Origin of the sequence: Lutibacter sp., from assembly GCF_021647475.1 — a bacterium.
Classification (GTDB): Bacteria; Bacteroidota; Bacteroidia; order Flavobacteriales; family Flavobacteriaceae; genus Lutibacter.
Genome location: NZ_JAKIUR010000012.1, coordinates 1 through 21,612, shown reverse-complemented (window position 1 = coordinate 21,612; position 21,612 = coordinate 1). Strand labels below are relative to the sequence as shown.

16 protein-coding genes are annotated in these 21,612 nt (G+C 30.9%); all 16 read left to right on the top strand.

Annotated elements, in window-relative coordinates; all coding sequences use genetic code 11:
- Window positions 1–7 precede the first annotated feature (7 nt).
- Window positions 8–355 (top strand): cupin domain-containing protein, encoded by a 348-nt coding sequence (locus L3J60_RS04510; RefSeq protein WP_291974300.1) that lies wholly within the window; start codon window positions 8–10, stop codon window positions 353–355.
- Window positions 356–759: 404 nt separating this feature from the next.
- Entirely contained in the window at window positions 760–3,846 is a 3,087-nt protein-coding gene (locus tag L3J60_RS04505; protein ID WP_291974299.1) for a TonB-dependent receptor, read from the top strand.
- 11 nt (window positions 3,847–3,857) lie between these two features.
- On the top strand, window positions 3,858–5,300 hold the full coding sequence (locus L3J60_RS04500; protein WP_291974298.1) for a RagB/SusD family nutrient uptake outer membrane protein: 1,443 nt from the start codon (window positions 3,858–3,860) through the stop codon (window positions 5,298–5,300).
- A 17-nt stretch (window positions 5,301–5,317) separates the two neighbouring features.
- Window positions 5,318–6,178, top strand: a complete 861-nt coding sequence (locus tag L3J60_RS04495; protein WP_291974297.1) for a PKD domain-containing protein — start codon at window positions 5,318–5,320, stop codon at window positions 6,176–6,178.
- 137 nt (window positions 6,179–6,315) lie between these two features.
- Entirely contained in the window at window positions 6,316–7,182 is an 867-nt protein-coding gene (locus L3J60_RS04490) for a polysaccharide lyase family 7 protein (protein WP_291974296.1), read from the top strand.
- Between the two features lie 99 nt (window positions 7,183–7,281).
- A complete protein-coding gene (locus L3J60_RS04485) occupies window positions 7,282–7,983 on the top strand; it encodes a FadR/GntR family transcriptional regulator (protein ID WP_291974295.1) in 702 nt (233 codons plus the stop codon).
- Between the two features lie 221 nt (window positions 7,984–8,204).
- On the top strand, window positions 8,205–9,677 hold the full coding sequence (locus L3J60_RS04480) for an MFS transporter (RefSeq protein WP_291974294.1): 1,473 nt from the start codon (window positions 8,205–8,207) through the stop codon (window positions 9,675–9,677).
- A 27-nt stretch (window positions 9,678–9,704) separates the two neighbouring features.
- Entirely contained in the window at window positions 9,705–10,469 is a 765-nt protein-coding gene (locus tag L3J60_RS04475; protein WP_291974293.1) for an SDR family NAD(P)-dependent oxidoreductase, read from the top strand.
- A 178-nt stretch (window positions 10,470–10,647) separates the two neighbouring features.
- Window positions 10,648–11,445, top strand: coding sequence for an alpha/beta hydrolase (locus L3J60_RS04470; RefSeq protein WP_291974292.1), 798 nt, complete (start codon window positions 10,648–10,650; stop codon window positions 11,443–11,445).
- Window positions 11,446–11,447: 2 nt separating this feature from the next.
- Complete coding sequence (locus L3J60_RS04465) at window positions 11,448–12,494, top strand: sugar kinase (RefSeq protein ID WP_291974291.1); 1,047 nt, start codon at window positions 11,448–11,450, stop codon at window positions 12,492–12,494.
- 77 nt (window positions 12,495–12,571) lie between these two features.
- Window positions 12,572–13,789 carry a 6-phosphofructokinase gene (locus L3J60_RS04460; RefSeq protein ID WP_291974290.1) on the top strand — a complete coding sequence of 406 codons (1,218 nt, stop codon included), beginning with the start codon at window positions 12,572–12,574 and terminating at the stop codon, window positions 13,787–13,789.
- A gap of 16 nt (window positions 13,790–13,805) precedes the next feature.
- Window positions 13,806–14,471, top strand: a complete 666-nt coding sequence (locus tag L3J60_RS04455; RefSeq protein ID WP_291974289.1) for a bifunctional 4-hydroxy-2-oxoglutarate aldolase/2-dehydro-3-deoxy-phosphogluconate aldolase — start codon at window positions 13,806–13,808, stop codon at window positions 14,469–14,471.
- 18 nt (window positions 14,472–14,489) lie between these two features.
- Window positions 14,490–15,428, top strand: coding sequence for a polysaccharide lyase family 7 protein (locus L3J60_RS04450; protein WP_291974288.1), 939 nt, complete (start codon window positions 14,490–14,492; stop codon window positions 15,426–15,428).
- Between the two features lie 28 nt (window positions 15,429–15,456).
- Window positions 15,457–16,668, top strand: a complete 1,212-nt coding sequence (locus tag L3J60_RS04445; protein WP_291974287.1) for a T9SS type A sorting domain-containing protein — start codon at window positions 15,457–15,459, stop codon at window positions 16,666–16,668.
- 32 nt (window positions 16,669–16,700) lie between these two features.
- Complete coding sequence (locus tag L3J60_RS04440; protein WP_291974286.1) at window positions 16,701–19,007, top strand: chondroitinase-B domain-containing protein; 2,307 nt, start codon at window positions 16,701–16,703, stop codon at window positions 19,005–19,007.
- 22 nt (window positions 19,008–19,029) lie between these two features.
- On the top strand, window positions 19,030–21,267 hold the full coding sequence (locus L3J60_RS04435; protein ID WP_291974285.1) for a heparinase II/III family protein: 2,238 nt from the start codon (window positions 19,030–19,032) through the stop codon (window positions 21,265–21,267).
- Window positions 21,268–21,612: the final 345 nt, after the last annotated feature.

Sequence of the window (21,612 nt, the reverse complement as noted above, 5' to 3'; positions counted from 1 at the left end):
AACAATTATGAAAAGTTTTGGAGCAAGTAAAGAATTTTTATTAGACGAAAACCAAGAATGGGAAGTAGTAGGAGAAGGGGTTAAGCGTAAAATAATGGGCTATGATGATAAAATTATGCTTGTTAAAGTAAGTTTTGACGAAGGAGGTATTGGTTATGAACATGAACATTATCATTCACAAACTACATATGTAGCGAGTGGGGAGTTTGAATTTTCAATTGGTGGAGAAACTAAAATAGTAAAAGGTGGAGATTCTGTATATATTCCACCGAAGGTACTTCACGGAGCAACTTGCACAAAAGCGGGAATACTTATTGACGTTTTTAGTCCAATTAGAGAAGATTTTATGGAATAACTATATCTTTAGTTGTATAAAGATGAGATTATTATGTTAATTTTTTGTTAAGTAGATAATTTTTTTTATATTTGGTCAACCAGTTTGGTTTACCAGTTTGGTTTACCAAAAAATAATATTAATTCAAAAAACAAAAATTATTGAAAATTCACCTTAAAACTAGACACAAAAAAAAGGATAGTTGCACCTACCCTTTTTAGAAAAATTTACTCCACTTAGGAGGGAAGTAAAATGAACATGACATTTTGTACACCATGTTGTTAACTGCAAAAATAAGAATTTTAATTAATCTTTTTTAAAAGTAGTTGGTTTATAAAATGGAGAAACTTAAGATTAAAATCTGAACTATTATTAATATTTAAAAATGTATTACTCAAACTTAATTCTTATACAAAAAACATATTATGAATTTAAAATCTAAATTAACTATAATTGCAGTATTATTACTCAATTTATCTTTAATAGCACAAACTAGCTATCCTATAAAAGGTACGGTTTTGTCAGCAGCTGATAATTCTCCAGTTCCTGGGGTAAATGTTATTATAAAGGGATCTGCAAAAGGAACGACCTCCGATTTTGACGGTGTGTTTTCTTTAGACGTAAAAAAAGGAGATGTATTACAATTTTCTTTTTTAGGATTTGAAACCAAATCAATTACTATAAACAATCAAAAAAATCTAAATATAACATTAAAGGAGCAACAAAATGTTCTTGATGAAGTTGTTGTAATTGGATATGGAACATCAAAAAAATCTCATTTAACAGGATCTATTTCAAAAGTTGTAAATAAGAATATGGAGAATGAAGCTGTGCCACGTGTAGATGAAGCTCTTGTTGGTAGAGTTTCTGGTGTAAACATTCAAAACACAGATGGTTCAGCAGGTGCTGCACCAACAATTACAATTCGTGGACCTGGTTCAATTACGGGTAATTCTACACCTTTAATTGTTGTAGATGGATTGGTGGTAGATGGTGATTACCTGGGATCATTAGATATGAATGATGTGCAATCTTTTGAAATATTAAAAGATGCTGCATCTACTTCTATTTATGGTTCTCGTGGTGCAAATGGTATTATAATGATTTCTACCAAAAGTGGGAAAGAAGGTGAAACTAAATTTAGTTTTAATTCTTATACTGGATATAAAGAAGGAAGACATAGTGATGCTTATACCTTTTCTGTAGCTAAAACTGCCGCTGAAGAATTAGCAGCAACAGGTGCAATATCAGACAAAACTAAATACAAACAGTTATTAGGGGATAATACAAACTGGCAAGATGTAATCTTTAATGGAGGAATTATTTCTAGTTACTCATTTGCAGCTAGAGGAGGAAGTAAAAGAACAAAATTCAGTACAGCCTTAAGTTATTTACATGACGAAGGTGTTTTGTTAACTGATGACTATAAAAAGTATAGTCTTAAATTAAAGGTTAATACAAAATTAAATGATAAATTTTCATTTGGTGTGAATTTAACTCCTTCTATAACAGACAGACGTCGTTTTGATGGTTCTACACACGATATTTTACGTCAGCCTTCCTGGTTGCCTGTCTATTTAGATGCACGTAATATTCAATTTGTAAATAGATTAAGAGATGGTGGTAAATATGCAAATGCTCAAATTGGCGACTATGCCATACAACGTATGTTTGACAACTATGATCTGGCTAATGGTGTGCCAGTTGCATCTGGGGGAACAAGTATTAGTAATACGTCCAATACCAATCCTGCTGCAAAAATTTTAGAACGTGATCGTACAGATAATAAATTTAAAATTTTTGGAAGTGCTTATGGAAAATATAACATTAATGACGATTTAAATATTAAAATAACAGCTGGTGGAGATGTCCAATATACTAAAAGACGTAGATGGCAAGGTGTACAGGCAAGTAGAAAAGGAGCTGCTGCTGCGCAATTAGATTTGTTTAATGAAAAACGAGTACATGGATCTCTAGACGGTTATTTTGCTTATGACAAAACCATAGGAAAACATACTATATCTGCTATTGCTGGTTTGGCTACTGAACGTTGGAAATTTAGTAATGATGCTATTTCAGGAAATGGTTATACATCCGATAAACTACAAACAATATCGGCAGCAACTAACATTATAAATTTTAGCTCTGAAGAATATGAAGAAGCGTTAGTTTCTATATTTGCAAGAGCTAATTATGCTTTTGATAATAAATATTTAGCTTCCGTTAGTTTCAGACGCGATGGTAGCTCAATTTTTGGTTCAAATTATAAATACGGAAATTTCCCTGCTTTTTCTGTTGGATGGATAGTTAGTAACGAAAGTTTTTTAAAAGAAAGTGAAGTTGTTAATAATTTAAAATTACGTATAAGTTATGGTTTTACAGGAAGCAACGCATTAGATACAGGTAGTAATCAAATAGATTTCTATCCTTCCTATTCCTTACTTGATCCTTCTACAGCTGTAATTAATGGTAATATAACTAATGGTTATAATCCGCTAAACATTGCAAATAAAGATTTACAATGGGAACGTTTAAGAGAAATTAACCCTGGTATAGACTTTGGTTTTGCAAATAATATCATTACAGGTTCATTAGATTATTATAATAGAACAAGTGATCAACTATTATTAAACAATCCAATATCGGCAACTACAGGTTTTACAGAAGCTTTAGTAAACCTTGGAAAGGTAAAAAATAGTGGTGTTGAATTAGAGTTACGTTCGCGCAACGTGTCAAAGGAGAACTTCTCTTGGAAAACAACTTTAATTGCATCTCATAATAAAAATGAATTACTAGATTTTGCAGATTCTAATGGTCAGATACAAAGTGTTGACTCAAAGAGAGCTGCTGAATGGATTAATCTTGAGGGCAACCCTATCTCATCATTTTACGGTTGGGTTGTAGATAAACAAATTCCTTTAGAGTATATATCCAATCCTTATCATCCAATTGGAGCTCAAGCTCAAGATGTTTATGTAAAAGATTTAAATGGTGATGGATTGATTGATGACAATGATAAAACCATATTAGGTAATCCATATCCAGATTTAGTGTGGAGTTTTTCTAATGATTTTAAAATTTACGATTTTGATATTTCTTTTATGTTTCAAGGTAGTCATGGTGCAGAGGTAAGAAATATGGCGGATCAATATATTTTCAATCAATTTAATTCTGCTCAAGATTTTATTTCTAGTACACCAAATCAAGGCTTTATTAAGCAAAAAATATTTACCAATTCTATCATACAAAATGCTTCTTATGTAGCATTAAGAAACGTAAATATTGGATATACATTACCAAGTAGCACAGCTGATAAACTTAACCTAACTAAATTTAGAGTTTATGTCTCAGGGCAAAATTTAATGTATCTCACGGCAAAAAATTATACCGGTTGGAATCCAGAATCTGTCTATCATAAATCTGGCACTCAGTTATCTACAACTTATGGATATCAAAGAGGAGGATCGCCTATACAACAAACAATTTCTGTAGGCTTAAATGTTGAATTTTAAAAAGAACAATTATGAAAAATATAATTAATAAACTAAAATTAAAAGATATAGTAATAGTAGGTCTCGTGTTTTTTACTTTAACATCTTGTCAGGATTATTTGAGCCCAGCACCAATTTCTGTGTTAAATTCTGCCACATTTTTTCAAAATGATTCAGATTTAGAAGGAGCACTGGTTAATATGTACGATGGTCTTCAGGGTGTTAACTCTACAAGAACTGGTGATAACCATGCTTTACAATATGAGTTTTACCTTACTGAAATGCGTAGTGATAATACCAGGACAAAAAGTAGTGAAGGAGAAGCTGCTCAATTTGAGAATTATGCTATTGAAGCAACAAATGGCATTGTTGCAGACTATTACACAAGTTTTTACAATGTAATATTTAGAGCCAATACCGTTTTAGCAAATTTAGACGTAGCATCAGATGAGAATAGAGCTAGGATTGAAGGAGAAGCAAAATTTGTTCGAGCCTATGCGTATTTTAATCTCGTCCGTTTGTATGGAGAGATTCCTTTAGTTACCTCTGTTATTTCAACTGAAGATACTGACGTTCAGTATACTAGAGCAGCAACATCTGAAGTTTATAGTTTAATTGAAAGCGATTTATTAGTAGCTGTAGGTAGTTTAGATAATGCTTATAAAACAAGAGCCTCAAAAGCGGCTGCACAAGCATTATTAGCTAAAGTATATTTAACTGAAGGGACTAACTATTTAGAAGCACAAACTTTATGTGAAGATGTTATGGGAAGTGGGTTTGCATTAGAACCTAATTTTAAAGATGTATTTTATAATGAATTAAACGATGAAATTATCTTTGCTATTGGATATGAAGGTGATTCACAAGATAGTGAAAATTTTTCTGCAGAATGGCTAAATGGTGTTGGTAGAACTAGTGGTGTAAATTATACAACTGAAGATGTGAGAAATGCTTTAGATAATTTAGGAGGTAATAGAACACCATATTCATATCGCCAAGATGTTGGACAGCCAACACAATATCAAGTAGTAAAATATTTACCAAATGGAGATGCTTCATTAGGTATTGCACCAACATCTACAGATCCAACTAAAGCAGGAAATGACTGGATAGTGTTACGTTATGCTGATGTGCTTTTAATGCATGTTGAAGCTATTATGGCTGGAGGTGCCTCTACAACGTCTCAAGCAGCAAGAGATTCATTTAATGCAATTCGGTTAAGAGCAGGTATGCCAACTATAGATGCTCCTGACCCAATTACTAAGCAAGAATTATTAGACGAAAGACGTGTTGAACTTGCATTTGAGGATCAAAGATTGTTTGATTTAATTCGATTTAATGAAGCTCAAAATGTGTTATCAGCATTTTCTACAGCAACAGGTGGAAGTTTTACAGCAACAGATTTGTTATTACCTATTCCACAAAGAGAAATTAACTTAAGTAAGGGTGTTTTAAAGCAAAACCCTGGTTACTAATATAAAACACATTAACAATGAAAAATCTAATCAAAAATAGTTTATGGGCTTTAGTTGCAATTGTAACTGTCCTAATGTTAAATAGCTGTATAAATGATGGCCAATTTGATCCAATAGAAGCTAATTCTATTCCTGATGCTACACCACCTTCTTCTAGTTTTGTATACAGTCAAGGTTCAGGTGATGTAGATGCATGGAAAATTTATACCTTTGCCAATACCTCAACTAGTGCAACAACTTATGCTTGGGATTTTGGAGATGGTAGTTCATCAACAGAAGTTGACCCTGTTCATACATTCTCAGGAGAGGGAAGTTATACGGTTACTTTGACTGCTTCAGATAAATTAGATGTAGTAAGTACAGATAGTCAAGTTATAGAAGTTGTTCAGCCACCGGTACCAGCAGCTTTATTACCAAATATTCTTGAGGCAGGCTTTGAAGATAATTCACTTCCTGATGGAACAGGAGATGGTAGAGATTCATGGAGGACAAGTTTAGGAGGTGTAATTCAAATTACTTCTAGTCCTGTAAATAGTGGTTCTCAAGCAGCTAAATTTCCATCTGCGGGAGATCGTGTAGCTTATCAAGAATTGAAATTATCTGCAAACACTGATTATATTTTAACGTATTATTATACAATGAAAACTAGTGGTACTGGATCATTAACCGTTAGTGTTTTAGGAGGTTCCATAACAGATTTAAGTCAAGTTGCAGGTGCAACCCTTGCTAATTATGTTGGAACTGATCAAACCGATGCAAATGCCTATGTTAGGGTAGATATTCCATTCAATACAGGAGCTAATGAGACGATAGCTATTTTAATTATAAATGAAGGTGTTGAGTGCAGAGTAGATGACTTTTCACTTGCTTTACCATAGTTGTAAAATGGTATAACTAGGAAGTGTGAATAACTTCCGATAAAACATATTTAGTATTAGTGTTTAGGATAATAAAGTAGAAAAGTGAAATGAGAAAAATTATAATTTGTTTGAATTATATAATTACAGTGACACTAATGCTCTTATTGAGCATTAGTGTAAGCTGTCAAGAAAATGTACCGAATAAGTCAGGAGGTGAGTATATTACGCCTGCTGATAACAATCAGGGAGGTAATTCAAGTGATTATAAATTACCCAAAATTGATTTAAGCCATTGGAAAGTTACGCTTCCTATAGGAAATCCAACAGAAGTGTATCCTCCAGAAATATTGGATTATGCAACCAATGAAACGTTAAAACCATTTATGTATAATGATTCTATTAATGGAGCCATTGTGTTTTATACCTATCCAGGAGCTACCACTTCTAATACTTCCTATTCAAGAACTGAATTAAGAGAGTTGATAGATCCAAATAATTTAAATGTAAATTGGACTTTTGCTCAAGGAGGTAATATAAAAGGAGTATTATCAATGGATGAGATTTCAATGGATGAGAATGGTGATTATAACAGAGCCATTATTATGCAAATTCATGGAAGATTGACCAATGCTCAGCGTGATTTGATAGGACAAAGTGATAACAATGCACCTCCAATGTTAAAAATTTATTGGGTAGATGGAAAAGTTAGGGTTAAAACAAAAGTTTTAAAAGATTTAAATACGAATGCTATTGATATTTTAAAAACTAATTCGTGGGGTGATGATGATGGTTATACTTTTCCAGAATATGTTGGGTTTGATAAATTCACCTTAGAAGTTAAAGTTTCAAAAGATAAAATGGAAGTGATTTTAAATGATAATGCATCTGTAGTATATGATGATATTAGCATTCAAAAATGGGGAGTTTTCGAAAATTATTTTAAAGCGGGAAATTATTTAGTCAGTAAAAATAAAGATTCATTTGCAAGAGTTAAATATTATTCTTTAGTTGTAACACATTAGAATTGATATTGTTGAGAATTGCTATAAATAGAGAAGTAAATTTACTATTTTAGATTTTCATAATTTTAGCAAAAAAATTTAGTTAACCATTATTTAAATATGAAGTTAGATTTAATAACAAAAAGCGACAATCTGGAAGTTCAAAATTTAATAATCTCCAAAATTAGAGATTTAATAAATTTTAAAAATTTGGAACCAGAAGACAAATTACCTTCGGAGAGAATGTTGTCTGAAAAATTTGAGGTAACTAGAAGTAATGTAAGGGAAGCTATTCAAAAACTTGAATATTATGGTTTGTTAAAATCAATTCCTCAAAGCGGAACTTTTGTTGCTAATATTGGAGTCATAGCTTTAAATGGTATGGTAGACGATATTTTAAGTTTACAAGATCCAAATTTTAAAGCATTAGTTGAAACTAGAATTTTGTTAGAATTAAAATCTGCTGGCTTAGCCGCTCTTCGTAGAAGTGAAAAAAACTTGGTACAAATGGAGTCTGCATTAAATGCTTATAAAGAAAAAGTTTTAAATGGTGAAAATGCAGTTCAAGAAGATTTATTATTTCATTTAGCAATTGCAAAAGCAAGTGGTAATAGCACTTTAAATAAATTGATGTTAATTATTACGCCAGGTATTATTACTAATTTTGATAAGTATCACGTTTGTGATAAAGACAGAGCATTATTGGGAATTGAGGAACATCAAGCCATTTTTGATGCTATTAAAAATCAAAATTCTAGTGATGCTAAAGAAAAATTAAAAATTCATTTTACAGAATTATATCAATATTGTTATAAAGAATAATTTTAAATAAAAATGAAGAGATTTTGTACAGATAATCTTCAAATAATGAATTTAATTAGGAGGGAACGTCACATATTAATATAGAATAAGTGCTATTAAAAAAATATTTTAATAACTTAATTCAATAAATTCAATATAATTTTAACTTAAGTATTTATCAAAAATAAAAATGAATATAAGATTGTATTGTTTAAAAGAATCTAAAAATAAAACAGTTAAACATGAAGATAAAAGGATTAAGGTGGGTAATTATTGGTTTAATAATGCTTATTACCATTATAAATTACCTTGATAGAGGTACGTTGAATTATATGTGGGTCGCTAATATTGAATATAAATTAGTAGATGATATTAATGTTAATCTAAATGAGAATCAGGCTCAGTTTATAGCTGAGGATAATACCTATCGTTTAGTTTCAAAGCGGGGAAAGGAAATTATTCAGAAACCTAAATTTATCACTTTTAAAGAAGATGGTAAAATTGCTGTTAATCGTGAAGGAATTGCTTATGAATTAGGTATTGTAGATAAAGATGCAAGCCCTGAAGTAGCTTCAAAACAAGCAAAGGAAGAGTTAGGTCTTATTACAATTTTCTTTATGATTGCCTATGGTTTTAGTCAACTTTTTTCTGGAAAATTATATGATAGAATAGGAACTCGTAAAGGTTTTGTAGTTTCAGTTTTCTTATGGGGTATTGCCGATTCTTTTACTTCACTAGCACAAGGAAAAGTATCTTTAACTGGATTTAGGATGATGCTTGGTTTAGGAGAAGCAGGTCCATGGCCTGGAGCCACAAAGAGTAATGCGGAATGGTTTCCACAAAAGGAACGTGCTTTTGCACAAGGTCTTTTTGGGGCTGCTGCATCTATTGGTTCTATATTAGCCCCAATAATTATTTTAATGTTATATATGGCAATTGGATGGAAACTTACTTTTGTTGTAATTGGTGGTTTAGGTCTTTTGTGGTTAATTCCATGGCTTATTATAAATAAGAAAGGTCCAAAAGATCACCCTTGGATTACTGATGAGGAACGAGAATATATTTTAAGTAAAAAGTCAGAATCTAATAATAATACTGAAGAAATTGAAGTTGGTAAAACATGGGGACAATTACTAGCTAATAAAAAGAATTATTCTGTAATATTAGGAAGATTTTTTCTTGATCCTATTTGGTGGATGTTTGTTACTTTTTTGCCAATGTATTTAGTGGAAGAATTCGGTTTAAACATTAAAGAATTAGCCTTTTCAGCATGGGTTCCTTATGTGGGAGCAATGATTGGAAGTGTTGCAGGTGGATGGTTTTCAGGATATTTAATTCGTAAAGGATCAACAGTTGATAAAGCTAGAAAAACAGCAATGGTCTTAGGGGGAGCAATTATAATTCCATCTATTATTGCAGCTGTTATGGTTCCAAATGCTCCTTTAGCAGTTATATTAATGGCTTTTGTTCTTGGAGGTTTCCAATTTACAATGACTAATATTCAAACATTACCTAGTGATTTACATGGCGGAAAATCAGTTGGATCATTAGCAGGTTTAGGTGGTGCATCTGCGGTATTGGGTACAATATTAGCAATTAAGTTTGCAGGCTATATCACAAGTTGGCCATTATTGTTTGGTTTGCTGGGTGCATTAGTTCCATTATCATTAATCTCTATATTTATGACAATAGGTAAAATTGAGAAGATAAAATAAAATTAAAAATTAATAAAATTTAGAAATATGAGTAATTTAAAAAGTAAAGTAGCAGTAATCACAGGAGCTACTGGCGGAATAGGTTTTGAAGTAGCAAAACGATTGGGTAAAGATGGATATACCGTAGTTTTAAACGGTATTGAGGATGAAGCAGGAGCTAAAAGAGTAGAAGAACTTACTGCAGAAGGAATTACTGCAGAATATTATGGATTTGATGTTACAAATGATGAAGCTGTAACTTCTAATATAAATACAATCGGGAAAAAGTATGGTAAAATTGACCTTCTTGTAAATAATGCAGGTGGATTAGGTGGTAGATCTCGATTTGAAGAAATGACAACTGAATTTTATAGATTTGTAATGGCTTTAAACCTTGATTCAGTATTTTTTGCATCAAGAGCTGCTATTCCTTTCCTTAAAAAAGGAGAAAATGCTTCCATAATTAATTACACATCGAATGCAGCTTGGAATGCTGGAGGACCGGGAGCTGGAATTTACGGAACATCTAAAGCAGGAGTTCATACTATAACAAGAGCTTTAGCAAAAGATTTAGCTGAATATGGAATTAGAGTAAATGCAGTATCTCCTGGTACAATTGATACTCCATTCCATGCTCAAATTAAATCAACCAAGCCAGAAGTTTTTGCTTCATGGAAGAATAATATTATGCTTGGAAGATTAGGGCAACCACAAGAAGTAGCTTCCGTTGTGTCATTTTTAGCTAGTAAAGATGCATCTTTTATAACAGCTGAAACTATTCAAATTGGGGGTGGACAAGCTTTAGGAATTTAAATTTATAGTTGATTTTAAATTTATAGTTAATTTGAAAATTGGTGTAGTTTTTCTATCACAATTAAAGAAATATTACAATTTAGAAGTCTTAACCTATATGAAAAAACTTATTTTTTTATTCATCACTTTAATAAATTTATCCAGTACTACATACAGTCAGGACGAGGAATATAAGCTTGTGAAATTCCCTGAAGGTTATCAGGCACAGATAAATGTTATTTATACCAAAGTTGACGGTTGGAATGGTCGCATGGATTTATATGCCAATCCGAAATCCGAAAAACCTACCCCAGTAGTCATAAATATTCATGGTGGTGGGTGGAATCATGGTGTCAAAGAATCTCAAACTGGTTATAGTTCATTTTTTAAAAATGGGTATGCTGTCGCCAATGTAGAATATCGTTTAGTTGACGTTGCTCCAGCTCCAGCAGCTATTGAAGATGTTCGCTGTGCTTTAATTTATATATACGCTCATGCTCAAGAATTAAATATTGATACTAAAAAAATTGTTATCATGGGTAGTTCCTCTGGTGGTCATTTAGCCCTTATGGCAGGACTACTGGCAAATGATAAAAGGTTTGATACTAACTGTACGTATAGTGGAGAAATCAATGTTGCTGCCATTATTGACAAATATGGGGTTACAGATTTAGTCCCATTAAATAAATGGGGATCAGCCAAACGATGGTTAGGTGATGGATTTGGAAATCTAGAATTTGTAAAATCTGTATCTCCTTTATACTATATAACAAAAAACAGCCCACCACTATTTATTGTTCATGGTGACTCTGATCCTATTGTTCCTTATTCTCAATCTTTGGAATTGGCTAAAAAAATGATATCCTTTGGTGTTAAAACAAAATTTATAACTGTTCCAAATGGTAAACATGGTAAATTTTCTGATAAAGAAAAACAAAAAGTAAATATCCAAATGTGGAATTTTTTGGACAATCTGGATTTTAAAAAAAATAATTAAAAATGAGTAAAGTAGTAACATTTGGAGAAATCATGTTAAGATTGTCTCCGCAAGGATTTTTAAGATTTTCACAAGCCAATAATTTTGATGTTGTTTATGGAGGTGGAGAATCCAATGTAGCCGTTTCTTTAGCAAATTATGGTATATCTGTAGATTTTGTAACCCGTTTGCCTAAAAATGATATAGGACAATGTGCGATGATGGAAATGCGTAAAAGAGGCGTGGGAATAGATAAAATTATTTGGGGTGGCGATAGATTAGGTATCTACTTTTTAGAAACAGGAGCTGTCAGTAGAGGTTCTAAAGTAGTTTATGACAGAGCATACTCAGCAATGTCAGAAATTAAATCTGGAATGATTAATTGGGAGGAAGTTTTTGATGGTGCTGAATGGTTTCATTGGACAGGAATTACACCTGCTATTTCTCAAGGTGCTGCTGATGTTTGTTTAGAAGCTGTAAAAGTGGCAAGCAAATTAGGATTGACCATTTCAACCGATTTAAATTACCGAGCCAAACTTTGGAAATTTTGTGATGCTGCACATCGTGAAGGAATTATGGCAGAATTGACTTCTTATTGTGATATTATTTTAGGAAATGAAGAAGATGCAGAAATGCACTTTGGAATTAAACCAGAAGGTATTAGTGTACAAACTGAAGGGCAAAATATAAAGGCAGAAGCTTTTTTATCTGTTTGTCAACAAATGATGGAAAAATTCCCAAGAGCTAAAAAAGTAATTACAACATTGCGTGGTTCTATTTCGGCCTCACATAATACTTGGGCTGGCGTTTTATACGATGGTAAAAAAATGCACAAAACACGTCAATACCAAATTACAGATATTGTAGATAGAGTTGGAGGTGGTGATAGTTTTATGGGAGGTTTAATTTATGGATTGTTAAAATATCCAGAAGATGACCAAAACGCATTGGACTTTGCAGTAGCAGCATCTTGTTTAAAACACACGATAAAAGGAGATGCAAATTTAGTAACTGTTGATGAAGTAAATAAATTAATGGGAGGAGACTCCTCAGGTCGAGTTGCTAGATAAATAATATAGATTATTAATTAAATTTAGATTGATGGAAAGTCGAGTTATTCATTTAGCTCAGCCTTCCTTCTTAAATAATGAAAAAATCAATTGCAATAATTTGTGGAGGTGGTCCAGCACCAGGAATTAATACGGTAATAAGTACACTTGCCAAAATATTTCTGAAAGATGGATATGACGTTTTAGGTGTTCATCATGGATATAAGGGGTTATTTTCTGAAAATTCATCTATAAAACACTTTGACTTTCAAAGTGCTGATCGTATTTTTAGTTTAGGAGGCTCTACGTTAACTATGAGTAGGTTCAAACCAAAAGATAGTGATTTTAAAGCTGATTTTTTCAAAAAAAATAATGTAAAATTATTGGTCACAATTGGAGGTGATGATACTGCGTCAACAGCGAATAGATTAACAAATTATCTTGTAGAAAATCATTTGGAGATAGCACATATTCACGTTCCAAAAACAATAGATAATGATTTACCTTTGCCTGATAGGAATCCAACTTTTGGATTTCATACTGCTAAAGATGAGGGCGTTAGAATTGGAAACACAGTATATAAAGATGCCAGAACCAGTGAAAATTGGTTTGTAATGTCTACAATGGGGAGGTCTGCGGGACATTTAGCTTTTGGAATAGCCTCGGCTTGTCATTTTCCTATGATGATAATTCCTGAAATGTTTAATAAAACAAAAATAACATTTGATAAAATTATCAATATAATTATTTCATCAATTATTAAAAATAAAATTAGTGGAATTGAGTATGGAGTTGCTTTGGTAAGCGAAGGTGTTTTTCATTTTATGGATGTAGATGAAATTAAAAATTCGGGAATTAATTTTACATTTGATGAACACGGACATCCTGAACTTGGAAATGTAAGTAAGTCTCATGTTTTTAATTATTTATTGCAATTAAAGTTAAAAGAAATTGGAATTGAAATAAAGTCTAGACCTGTTGAAGTAGGTTATGAGTTGAGATGCTGCAATCCAATAGCCTTCGATTTAACTTTGTGTACATTGTTAGGTATTGGTGTAAAAAAATTATTTGATCAAGGTTTAACAGGATGTATTGTTAGTGCAAATTCACGAGGAGATATTGCACCACTTTATTTGAGAGATTTTCAAGATGAATCTGGTAAGGTAAAACCTAGATTAGTTGAAATTGAATCTGATATGGCTCAATTATTTATAAATAACATGAGTTTTATAAAAGAAAAAGATTATAAAAAAGTAGAAAAATATATTAGTAATCCAGCACAATATGATTTAAAAAAGATATTAAACTGGAGTTAAATTTTAAAAGTTAATAATGGCACAATTTACAAGAATAGAGGTTGCAACAGCAATGAAAGAAACCGGACTAGTACCGTTGTTTTATCATCCAAATATTGAGGTAAGTAAAAAAGTTTTAAAAGCCTGTTATGATGGTGGTGCAAGGTTGATGGAGTTTACAGCTCGTGGTGATTTTGCTCATGAAGTGTTTGGTAAATTAAATAAATATGCAATAAAAGAATTACCAGACATGATAATGGGCGTTGGCTCTGTAACTGATGGGGCTGCAGCTTCAAGGTTTATAGCTTTAGGAGCTAATTTTATTGTTACACCAGTATTGAGAGAAGATATTGTAATTGTTTGTAACAGACGTAAGGTGCTTTGGTCTGCAGGATGTGGCTCATTATCTGAAATTGCAAAAGCTGAAGAAATGGGTTGCGAAATAGTCAAATTATTTCCTGGAGGAACTTATAGAGCCGATTTTGTTAAAGCAATAAAAGGACCACAACCTTGGACAAGTATTATGCCAACAGGAGGCGTGTCACCAACAAAAGAAAGTTTAGAATCTTGGTTTAATGCTGGCGTAACGTGTGTTGGGATGGGGTCAAAACTAATTTCTAAGAATACTGAAGGAAGTTTTGATTATAAAAAAATTAAAGAGCTTGTTAAAAAAGCTCTCAAAATAATAGATGCATTGAAATAATATTTAAAAGGTTGAGACATGATTGTTAACTTGAAAGTAAAAAAATTCAATATTAAGTTATCCAAAATCTTATGGATAATACTTTTTTTGTTTATTAGTTGTGGTGGCTATGAAGGTAATATTGTTCCATATCACGATCCAAATGGATCGAGTAGTTCAAATAATAATACACCTCAATATGCTAACATAGATTTTTCTCATTGGAAATTAACTTTACCAGTAGATAAAGACAATAATGGAAGTCCTGATAGTTATCAACCTAATCAACTTATTAATAATGGATACAGAACTTTAGTAGCTGTTCAACCTTTTATGTATGATGATACTATAGACGGTTCTATTGTTTTCTACACATATCCAGATGTTTCAACAACAAATAGTAGTTATTCTAGAACCGAATTAAGAGAACTTATTAATCCTAGTAATTCAAAAGAAAATTGGACGCTTAAGAACGGTGGTTCTATATCTGGTAGATTAAAAATGGTTGAGGTTTCTAAAAATTCTAATGGAAGTAGTTACAATCACCCTAAGGTTATTTTAATGCAAATACATGGTATTATTTCTCAAAATGATATGGATTTGCACAGTTTTACTTCCAACAATGCCCCGCCATTACTTAAAATGACTTGGATAGACGGTAATTTATGGGCTTACAAAAAATCTTTGATCAATGAAAACACAAATGGAGATAATTTGTTAGATGTCTCTAGTAACACTTGGTCTGATATTAAACATAACATGGGATATGTAGGATACGAAGCATTTGATTTACAAATTATTGCTTCTGCTGGTAAGCTCGAAGTTATCTTAAACGGAAACAACTCTTATACTTTTGAGGATGGAAGTCTAGCAAAATGGCCTTTTGAAAATTATTTTAAAGCAGGAAATTATTTGGGGTCAACTGATAAAGAAGCTTTTAGTAAATTAAAATATTACAAATTAACAGTAACACATTAAATAAATTAAGCAATTAAAACTTTATATTATGAAAACAAAATTATTTTTTATTGCATTAATTATTAGCTCGTTTGGGTATTCTCAAACGTTTGACAACATTCCAATGGGTACTGGAATTTATATAAATAAGCTTATTGCAAGCCCATCAGGTCCAGATTTAACTAACGAATATATTGAAATTAGAGGTACAGCAAATGCAGTTGTTCCTTCTGATTTGTATTTTATATCGATTGAAGGAGATGGAAGCAGTTCAAGTCGTGGAAAAGTTTCAGAAGCTATAAAATTAGGAGATGGCACAAGAACTTTTGGTGCTAATGGAATATTGGCTATTGTATGTAACTATACTGATAAAAATACCAACGTTGTTACAACGAACGCCTATTCATCTCTTATATCTTCTGATGCTACGGTTATCGTTATTGAGTTAACTGGTAATGATGTAACTGGTTCAAGCTCCTCTAATGTTTCTACTAAAACACCTGATATTGGTTATGATGGTAATTTAATTGATGCAACTGCAACCTATATGCTTATATCTGCTAGTTCAAATCCAAAAAGTGTTAGGATAGATGGAACTTCTGACGCTACTGATGCTGATGGTATTATTAATGCAACAGGAGACCACACATCATGGACTCTATATGATTCTATCACTTATATGGATGATGATTACGAAAATGGTGCAGAGTATGGATATGGTCAAATTGTTTATGCTCAACCAATAGTAGGTGGAGGTAGTCGATTCATTACAACAAGTGCAACTATTGTAGAATTTGCTACAACCTCAGACGCAAACTATATTTTAAGGCAAGGTACTAAAACTGGTTATACAGCTGATGATTGGATTGTTTCTGCAAACGGAAGTAATTCTAGTGTGCCAAATTGGGTGTTTAGTACTACTAGTACAAAAGTTTACCCAGATGCATTTGCGGGATGGGAAGGTATTAAAGATGTTTATGGAGCATTAAATCCAACAGCAGCAGCTCTTTATGTTGAAGATAATGTTTTAGCTTCAAAATTTAATATATACCCTAATCCAGCAAAAGGTTTTATAAATATTAAATCAAAAAATATAGATATAACTTCTGTAAAAGTATATAATTTGTTAGGGTCTAAAATTTTAGAAAAAAAAGTTTTGAGATCGAATAAATTAGATATTTCATCTCTTTCAAAAGGAATTTATATATTAAACGTGAAGGCAAATAATTCAAATTTTACTAAGAAAATTATTGTAGAATAGTATTAAATTAAAACTTTCAAAATTCATTAAAAATGTATAAAAAATTTATAATTCTTCTGGTTTTTATTACTTTTTTATCTTGTGGTAAAATCAATACAAATATCATTGAGGTACCGAATAATGAAGCTTTAAAAACGGCTATTTCTAATGCTAAACCAGGTGATGAAATTGTATTGTCTAATGGGGTTTGGAAGGATGTTCTAATTAAATTTAGAGGACATGGTACTAAAGAAAATCCAATTATTTTAAGAAGTGAAACTGAAGGAAAGGTTTTTATTGAAGGAAAATCTTATTTAAAATTAGCTGGTGAATATTTGCAAGTGAGAGGATTGTATTTTAAAAATGGATATTCACCTTCAAATACTATAATTCAATTTAAAATTAATGATAATGAAATTGCAAATCATTGTAAAATAAGCAATTGTGTTATTAAAAATTTCACACAACCAAGCAGAGCTACAAATGATCATTGGGTTGAATTTTGGGGGAGAAATAATACGTTAGAACACTGTTATATTGCAGGTAAATCAAGTGTTGGACCAACGGTTAGAGTGTATTTAAAGGGAAATAGAAACATCAATACTCATCATCAAATAATAAATAATTATTTTGGACCTCGTCCTAGAATGGGTGGCCCTCATGGCGAAACCATTCAAATTGGTGATAGTTATACTTCAATGACACCAGCTTATGTAAACATTGCTAATAATTATTTTGATAGTTGTAATGGTGAGGTTGAAGTGATTTCAAGCAAGTCAAACTTTAATGTTTTTAAACATAATGTGTTTTTCGAGTGTGAAGGTTCATTAGTTTTACGTCACGGAAATTATGCTACTATAGATGGTAACATTTTTATAGGAAATGATAATTCTCCTTTTATAGGAGGAATTAGAGTGATTAACACAGGACATTGGATAACCAATAACTATTTTTATAAATTAAAAGGGAATGAATTTAGAAGTGCTTTGGCAGTAATGAATGGAATTCCTAAATCACCTTTAAATAGATATAATCAAGTTACAGATGTTGTTGCTGCTTACAATACGTATGTTGATTGTAAAACACCGTGGCAATTTAGTGTTGGAGCAAACATAAGTAAAAAGGATGTTTTGCCTCTTTCTGAAATTAGATCAGCAAGACCTACTAGAATGATTGTTGCTAATAACTTGATTTATAATAGTCAGCCAGAAAAATATTTGATTAAAAATTACGATAAAGTTGATGGGGTTACTTTTAAAAATAATATTTTAAATTATAAAAACGAAAGTGAAGTTCAAAGTGATGGATTGATTACCAAAAAAATGGATTTTGAAAAGTTGAATGATTGGTTATTTACTCCAAAAGAAAATAAGTTTGAAACTTATAAAGGATTTGATTTTGAAACGATTAAAACCGATTTATTTGGAAAAGTCAGAAATCAAAAAGTTGGAATAGGAGCCTTTATTGTTCCTGTGGATAAAAATAAAATTACTATTGATAAAAATAAATATGGGGCAAGTTGGTTTTCAAATCAAAAAGAAGTCTTAGAACATACTATCATTAAAGTTGCAAATGAAAAAGAATTAGCAAATGAATTGGCGAATGCTAAACCCGGAAGTATTCTTGAAATTACTGCAAAAGCGATTACAATTTCATTGCCTTTAAAAGTTGATAAAGAAATTACCATAAAATCAGCTGATAAAGATCAAAAAGTTGAAATGACCTATACAGGAGCTAAAAATACAGCTGCATTTGAATTACTTCCAAATGGAAATTTAAATTTACAAGGTGTTATTTTAAAAGGGAAAAATATCCAAAATGCCTTTGCTACTTTAAAAAAATATATGTCAGTAGCTTATGATTTAAAAATAGAAGATTCTGAAATAAGCAATTTTAAAAGTGTATTAGAAGTTTCACAAGGTTCGTTTGCTGATACCATTGCGGTTAAAAATTCAATCATAAAAAATTGTATAAAAGGTTTTGAATTGGCTAAAGAAACGAATGATAAAGGCTTTTATAATGCAGAGTTTGTAATTATCACCAATTCAAAATTTGAAAATATTCAACAAAATGTTATTGACTATTACAGAGGTGGTTATGATGAATCTACCATTGGAGGTAATTTAATTTTGAAGAATAATGAATTTATAAAATGTGGTAAAAATGAAGCAAGTAAATTGCTAATTAAGAATCACGGTATTGTAAATGTGACCTTTGAGAATAATTCATTTATTAATAATCCAGTAAAATATATTGCTGTTTTATGGGGTGAAAAAGGGCAACTGCCAGTAGATAATAAAGTTGTAAATAGTGGAGAAATTAAGGTTGTAGAAACTATTAAGCAAAAATTGATGTATTAATAGGTTGATGAATTTATTTAAAATGAAATTATTAGTTGCCATATTTAGTTGTTTTTTAGTTAGTATTAGTATTGGTTTTTCTCAAGAAATAGCTGCTAATAAGGTTATTGAGGTCAATAAACTGGTTGATTATTTAAAGCCTTCTGTTAAAGAACAACTTTCAGTAAATGGAAAAATTTCAGAAGCTGTTTTAGCAAATTATTTTAGAACAAAATTTTCTGAACGATTTTTTTATGATTGGAAGGATGTACCTCAAAAATTTCAAAAGTATGAGGCTTTATATCCAGGAAAAAAAGAAGAACATACAGAAAGAGCTTTAGATTATTTGGGTAAATTTTCAGATCACCCAAGTTGGAAATTAGCTTGTAATTATTTAAATGGAGAGCCAATAAATGCGTATGCTATTCGTCATTTAGCAAGACAACATAAAATGGTTGATATTGCACTGTATTATTTTTATCAGCAAAAAAATGCTAGGTATATAAACTATTTTAAATCTCAAATGGCTTCTTTAAATGAAGCATTAGAAAACAATAAGTTTGAAAAACTTGAAGATGGTAATGGTATTTATGAATCATTTAGAGCTGGATATCGTGTTTTAAATTGGTTACAAATTCATAATTTGTTTTTAGGAGAAAAAGATTATTCTGATGGAGATCAATTAAAAACAATTGCAACTTTATTACAGCACGGAGCAAATTTATATCAAATAAATATGAAATATACACCTGGTAATCATCAAACTAGAGGTGTTTCAGCTTTGGCAATGATTTCTATGTTGTTTCGTGATTTTAAAGGAACTGATGTGTGGTATGAAAAAGCAATGGAAATTTTAAAAGATCATTTATCTAAGGAAATAAATCCTGATGGTTTTCAATTTGAGCGTTCAGTACATTATCATATAAGTGATATTGAAAATTATTTTTATGTCTATCAATTGGTAAAGCAATCTAAGTTAAAATTAGATGATGAATGGGGATCTAAATTGAAATCATTATTTACAACACTTGTGAAAATTGCGTATCCTGATAAATCAGCACCAGTTTTACAAGATGACACTGACAATCCGTGGGCTGAAAAAAATGATATTTCTGGTGCATTAACGTTGGGTTATTTATTATTTAATGATTCAGAAATGGGTTATTTTGCAAGTGAAAATGTATCTGCAAAAATGTATTGGTTTTTAAATAAATCGCAATTAGAATTATTAAATAACATAAAATCTGAAACACCTAAAATTCAGTCGGTTGCATTTAAAAGTACCAAATATTTTATTCAAAGAGAAGGTTGGAATTTGAATGATAAAATGATGGTAATATCAGCTGGAGTAGATAAAGATAAGCCAGATCATCAGCACGGAGATATATTAGGAGTACAAGCAATGGCAAATGGCAAGGTTATTTTGCCAAATTACCAAGTGAGATATTCTTTGAATGATTTGGAATTATTCAAAAATTCAAGGGTAAAAAATGTGGCTTTGGTGGATGATGAATTGTTGGGAAAAAATTATGTTTCTAATAAAGGAGGAAGTGGATTTGGTAACTTTAAATCGTTACCAGTACCAAAAGTAATTACTTGGCAAACAAATCCAAATTTTGATGTATTTGTAGGCAGTCATAATGGATTTGAAAATATTGGTGTGAAATATTCGCGACAAGTTATTTTTATTAAAGATGATTTTTGGATTGTAAAAGATAATTTTGTTTCAAGCAATAGTCATAATTACAAACAAGTTTGGCAAGGACATTATACTTTTGAAAATCAACCTAATTTATTGAGAGCTACTTTTGATGATGCCTCGGGTTGTGATATTTTTGAATTAAATGCGATTGACTCTGTTGATAGTAATGGAGCTAGAGGAAAGCAATGGTCAATTTTAACCAAACGTAATACTCATAATTTTAGTTTTATTACTATAATTTATCCATATGTAGGTTATGAAAACAGAATTAATGAAAATCAAGAAAATCCTGATTTAAAAGGTTGGAAAATTAATCAATCAAAATGGAATTCAACAGATTTAGGCTTTGCTTCCTTATCAAAAAATGAAGAAAACTACTTTTTTGGAATAACGAATATCAGTTATAAAAATGTAGAAATTAAATTTTCAAAGAGTACAGATATCTATCTTAATAAATCAAAAAATTTAATTGAAATTCAATTAATTGGTGATAAAAAAGTTGAAATTTCTATTGTTGGACTAACCAAGTTAAATTCAGTCAACAAAAAAAACTTGGATAGATTATATTTTAAAGTATAAAATAACTTGTTAAGTTAATACATTTACTCGGTTCTTTTGTATCTGCTAAAATTAAGCATAAAGTTTTAAACTAATTTAGTTTTTCAAGAAGTTAATGATATAAATGATTTGTAGGTTGAGCTTTTAGGATTCAACAGTTGATTTTTCTTTATCATTCTAGCTACTTAGTCAATCCTCAAAAAGCACTATTTCGGGTTAATTTAAGCCACATTTAAAATGGTTATGTTGCGAAATGATGTAGATTTTACTATCTTTATATAAATTTAGAGTATTATGGATTTACAATTAATGATTGAGGAATTAGCAGATCAAGATAAGAAAGATCTTCTAGTTATTTTAAAGAGG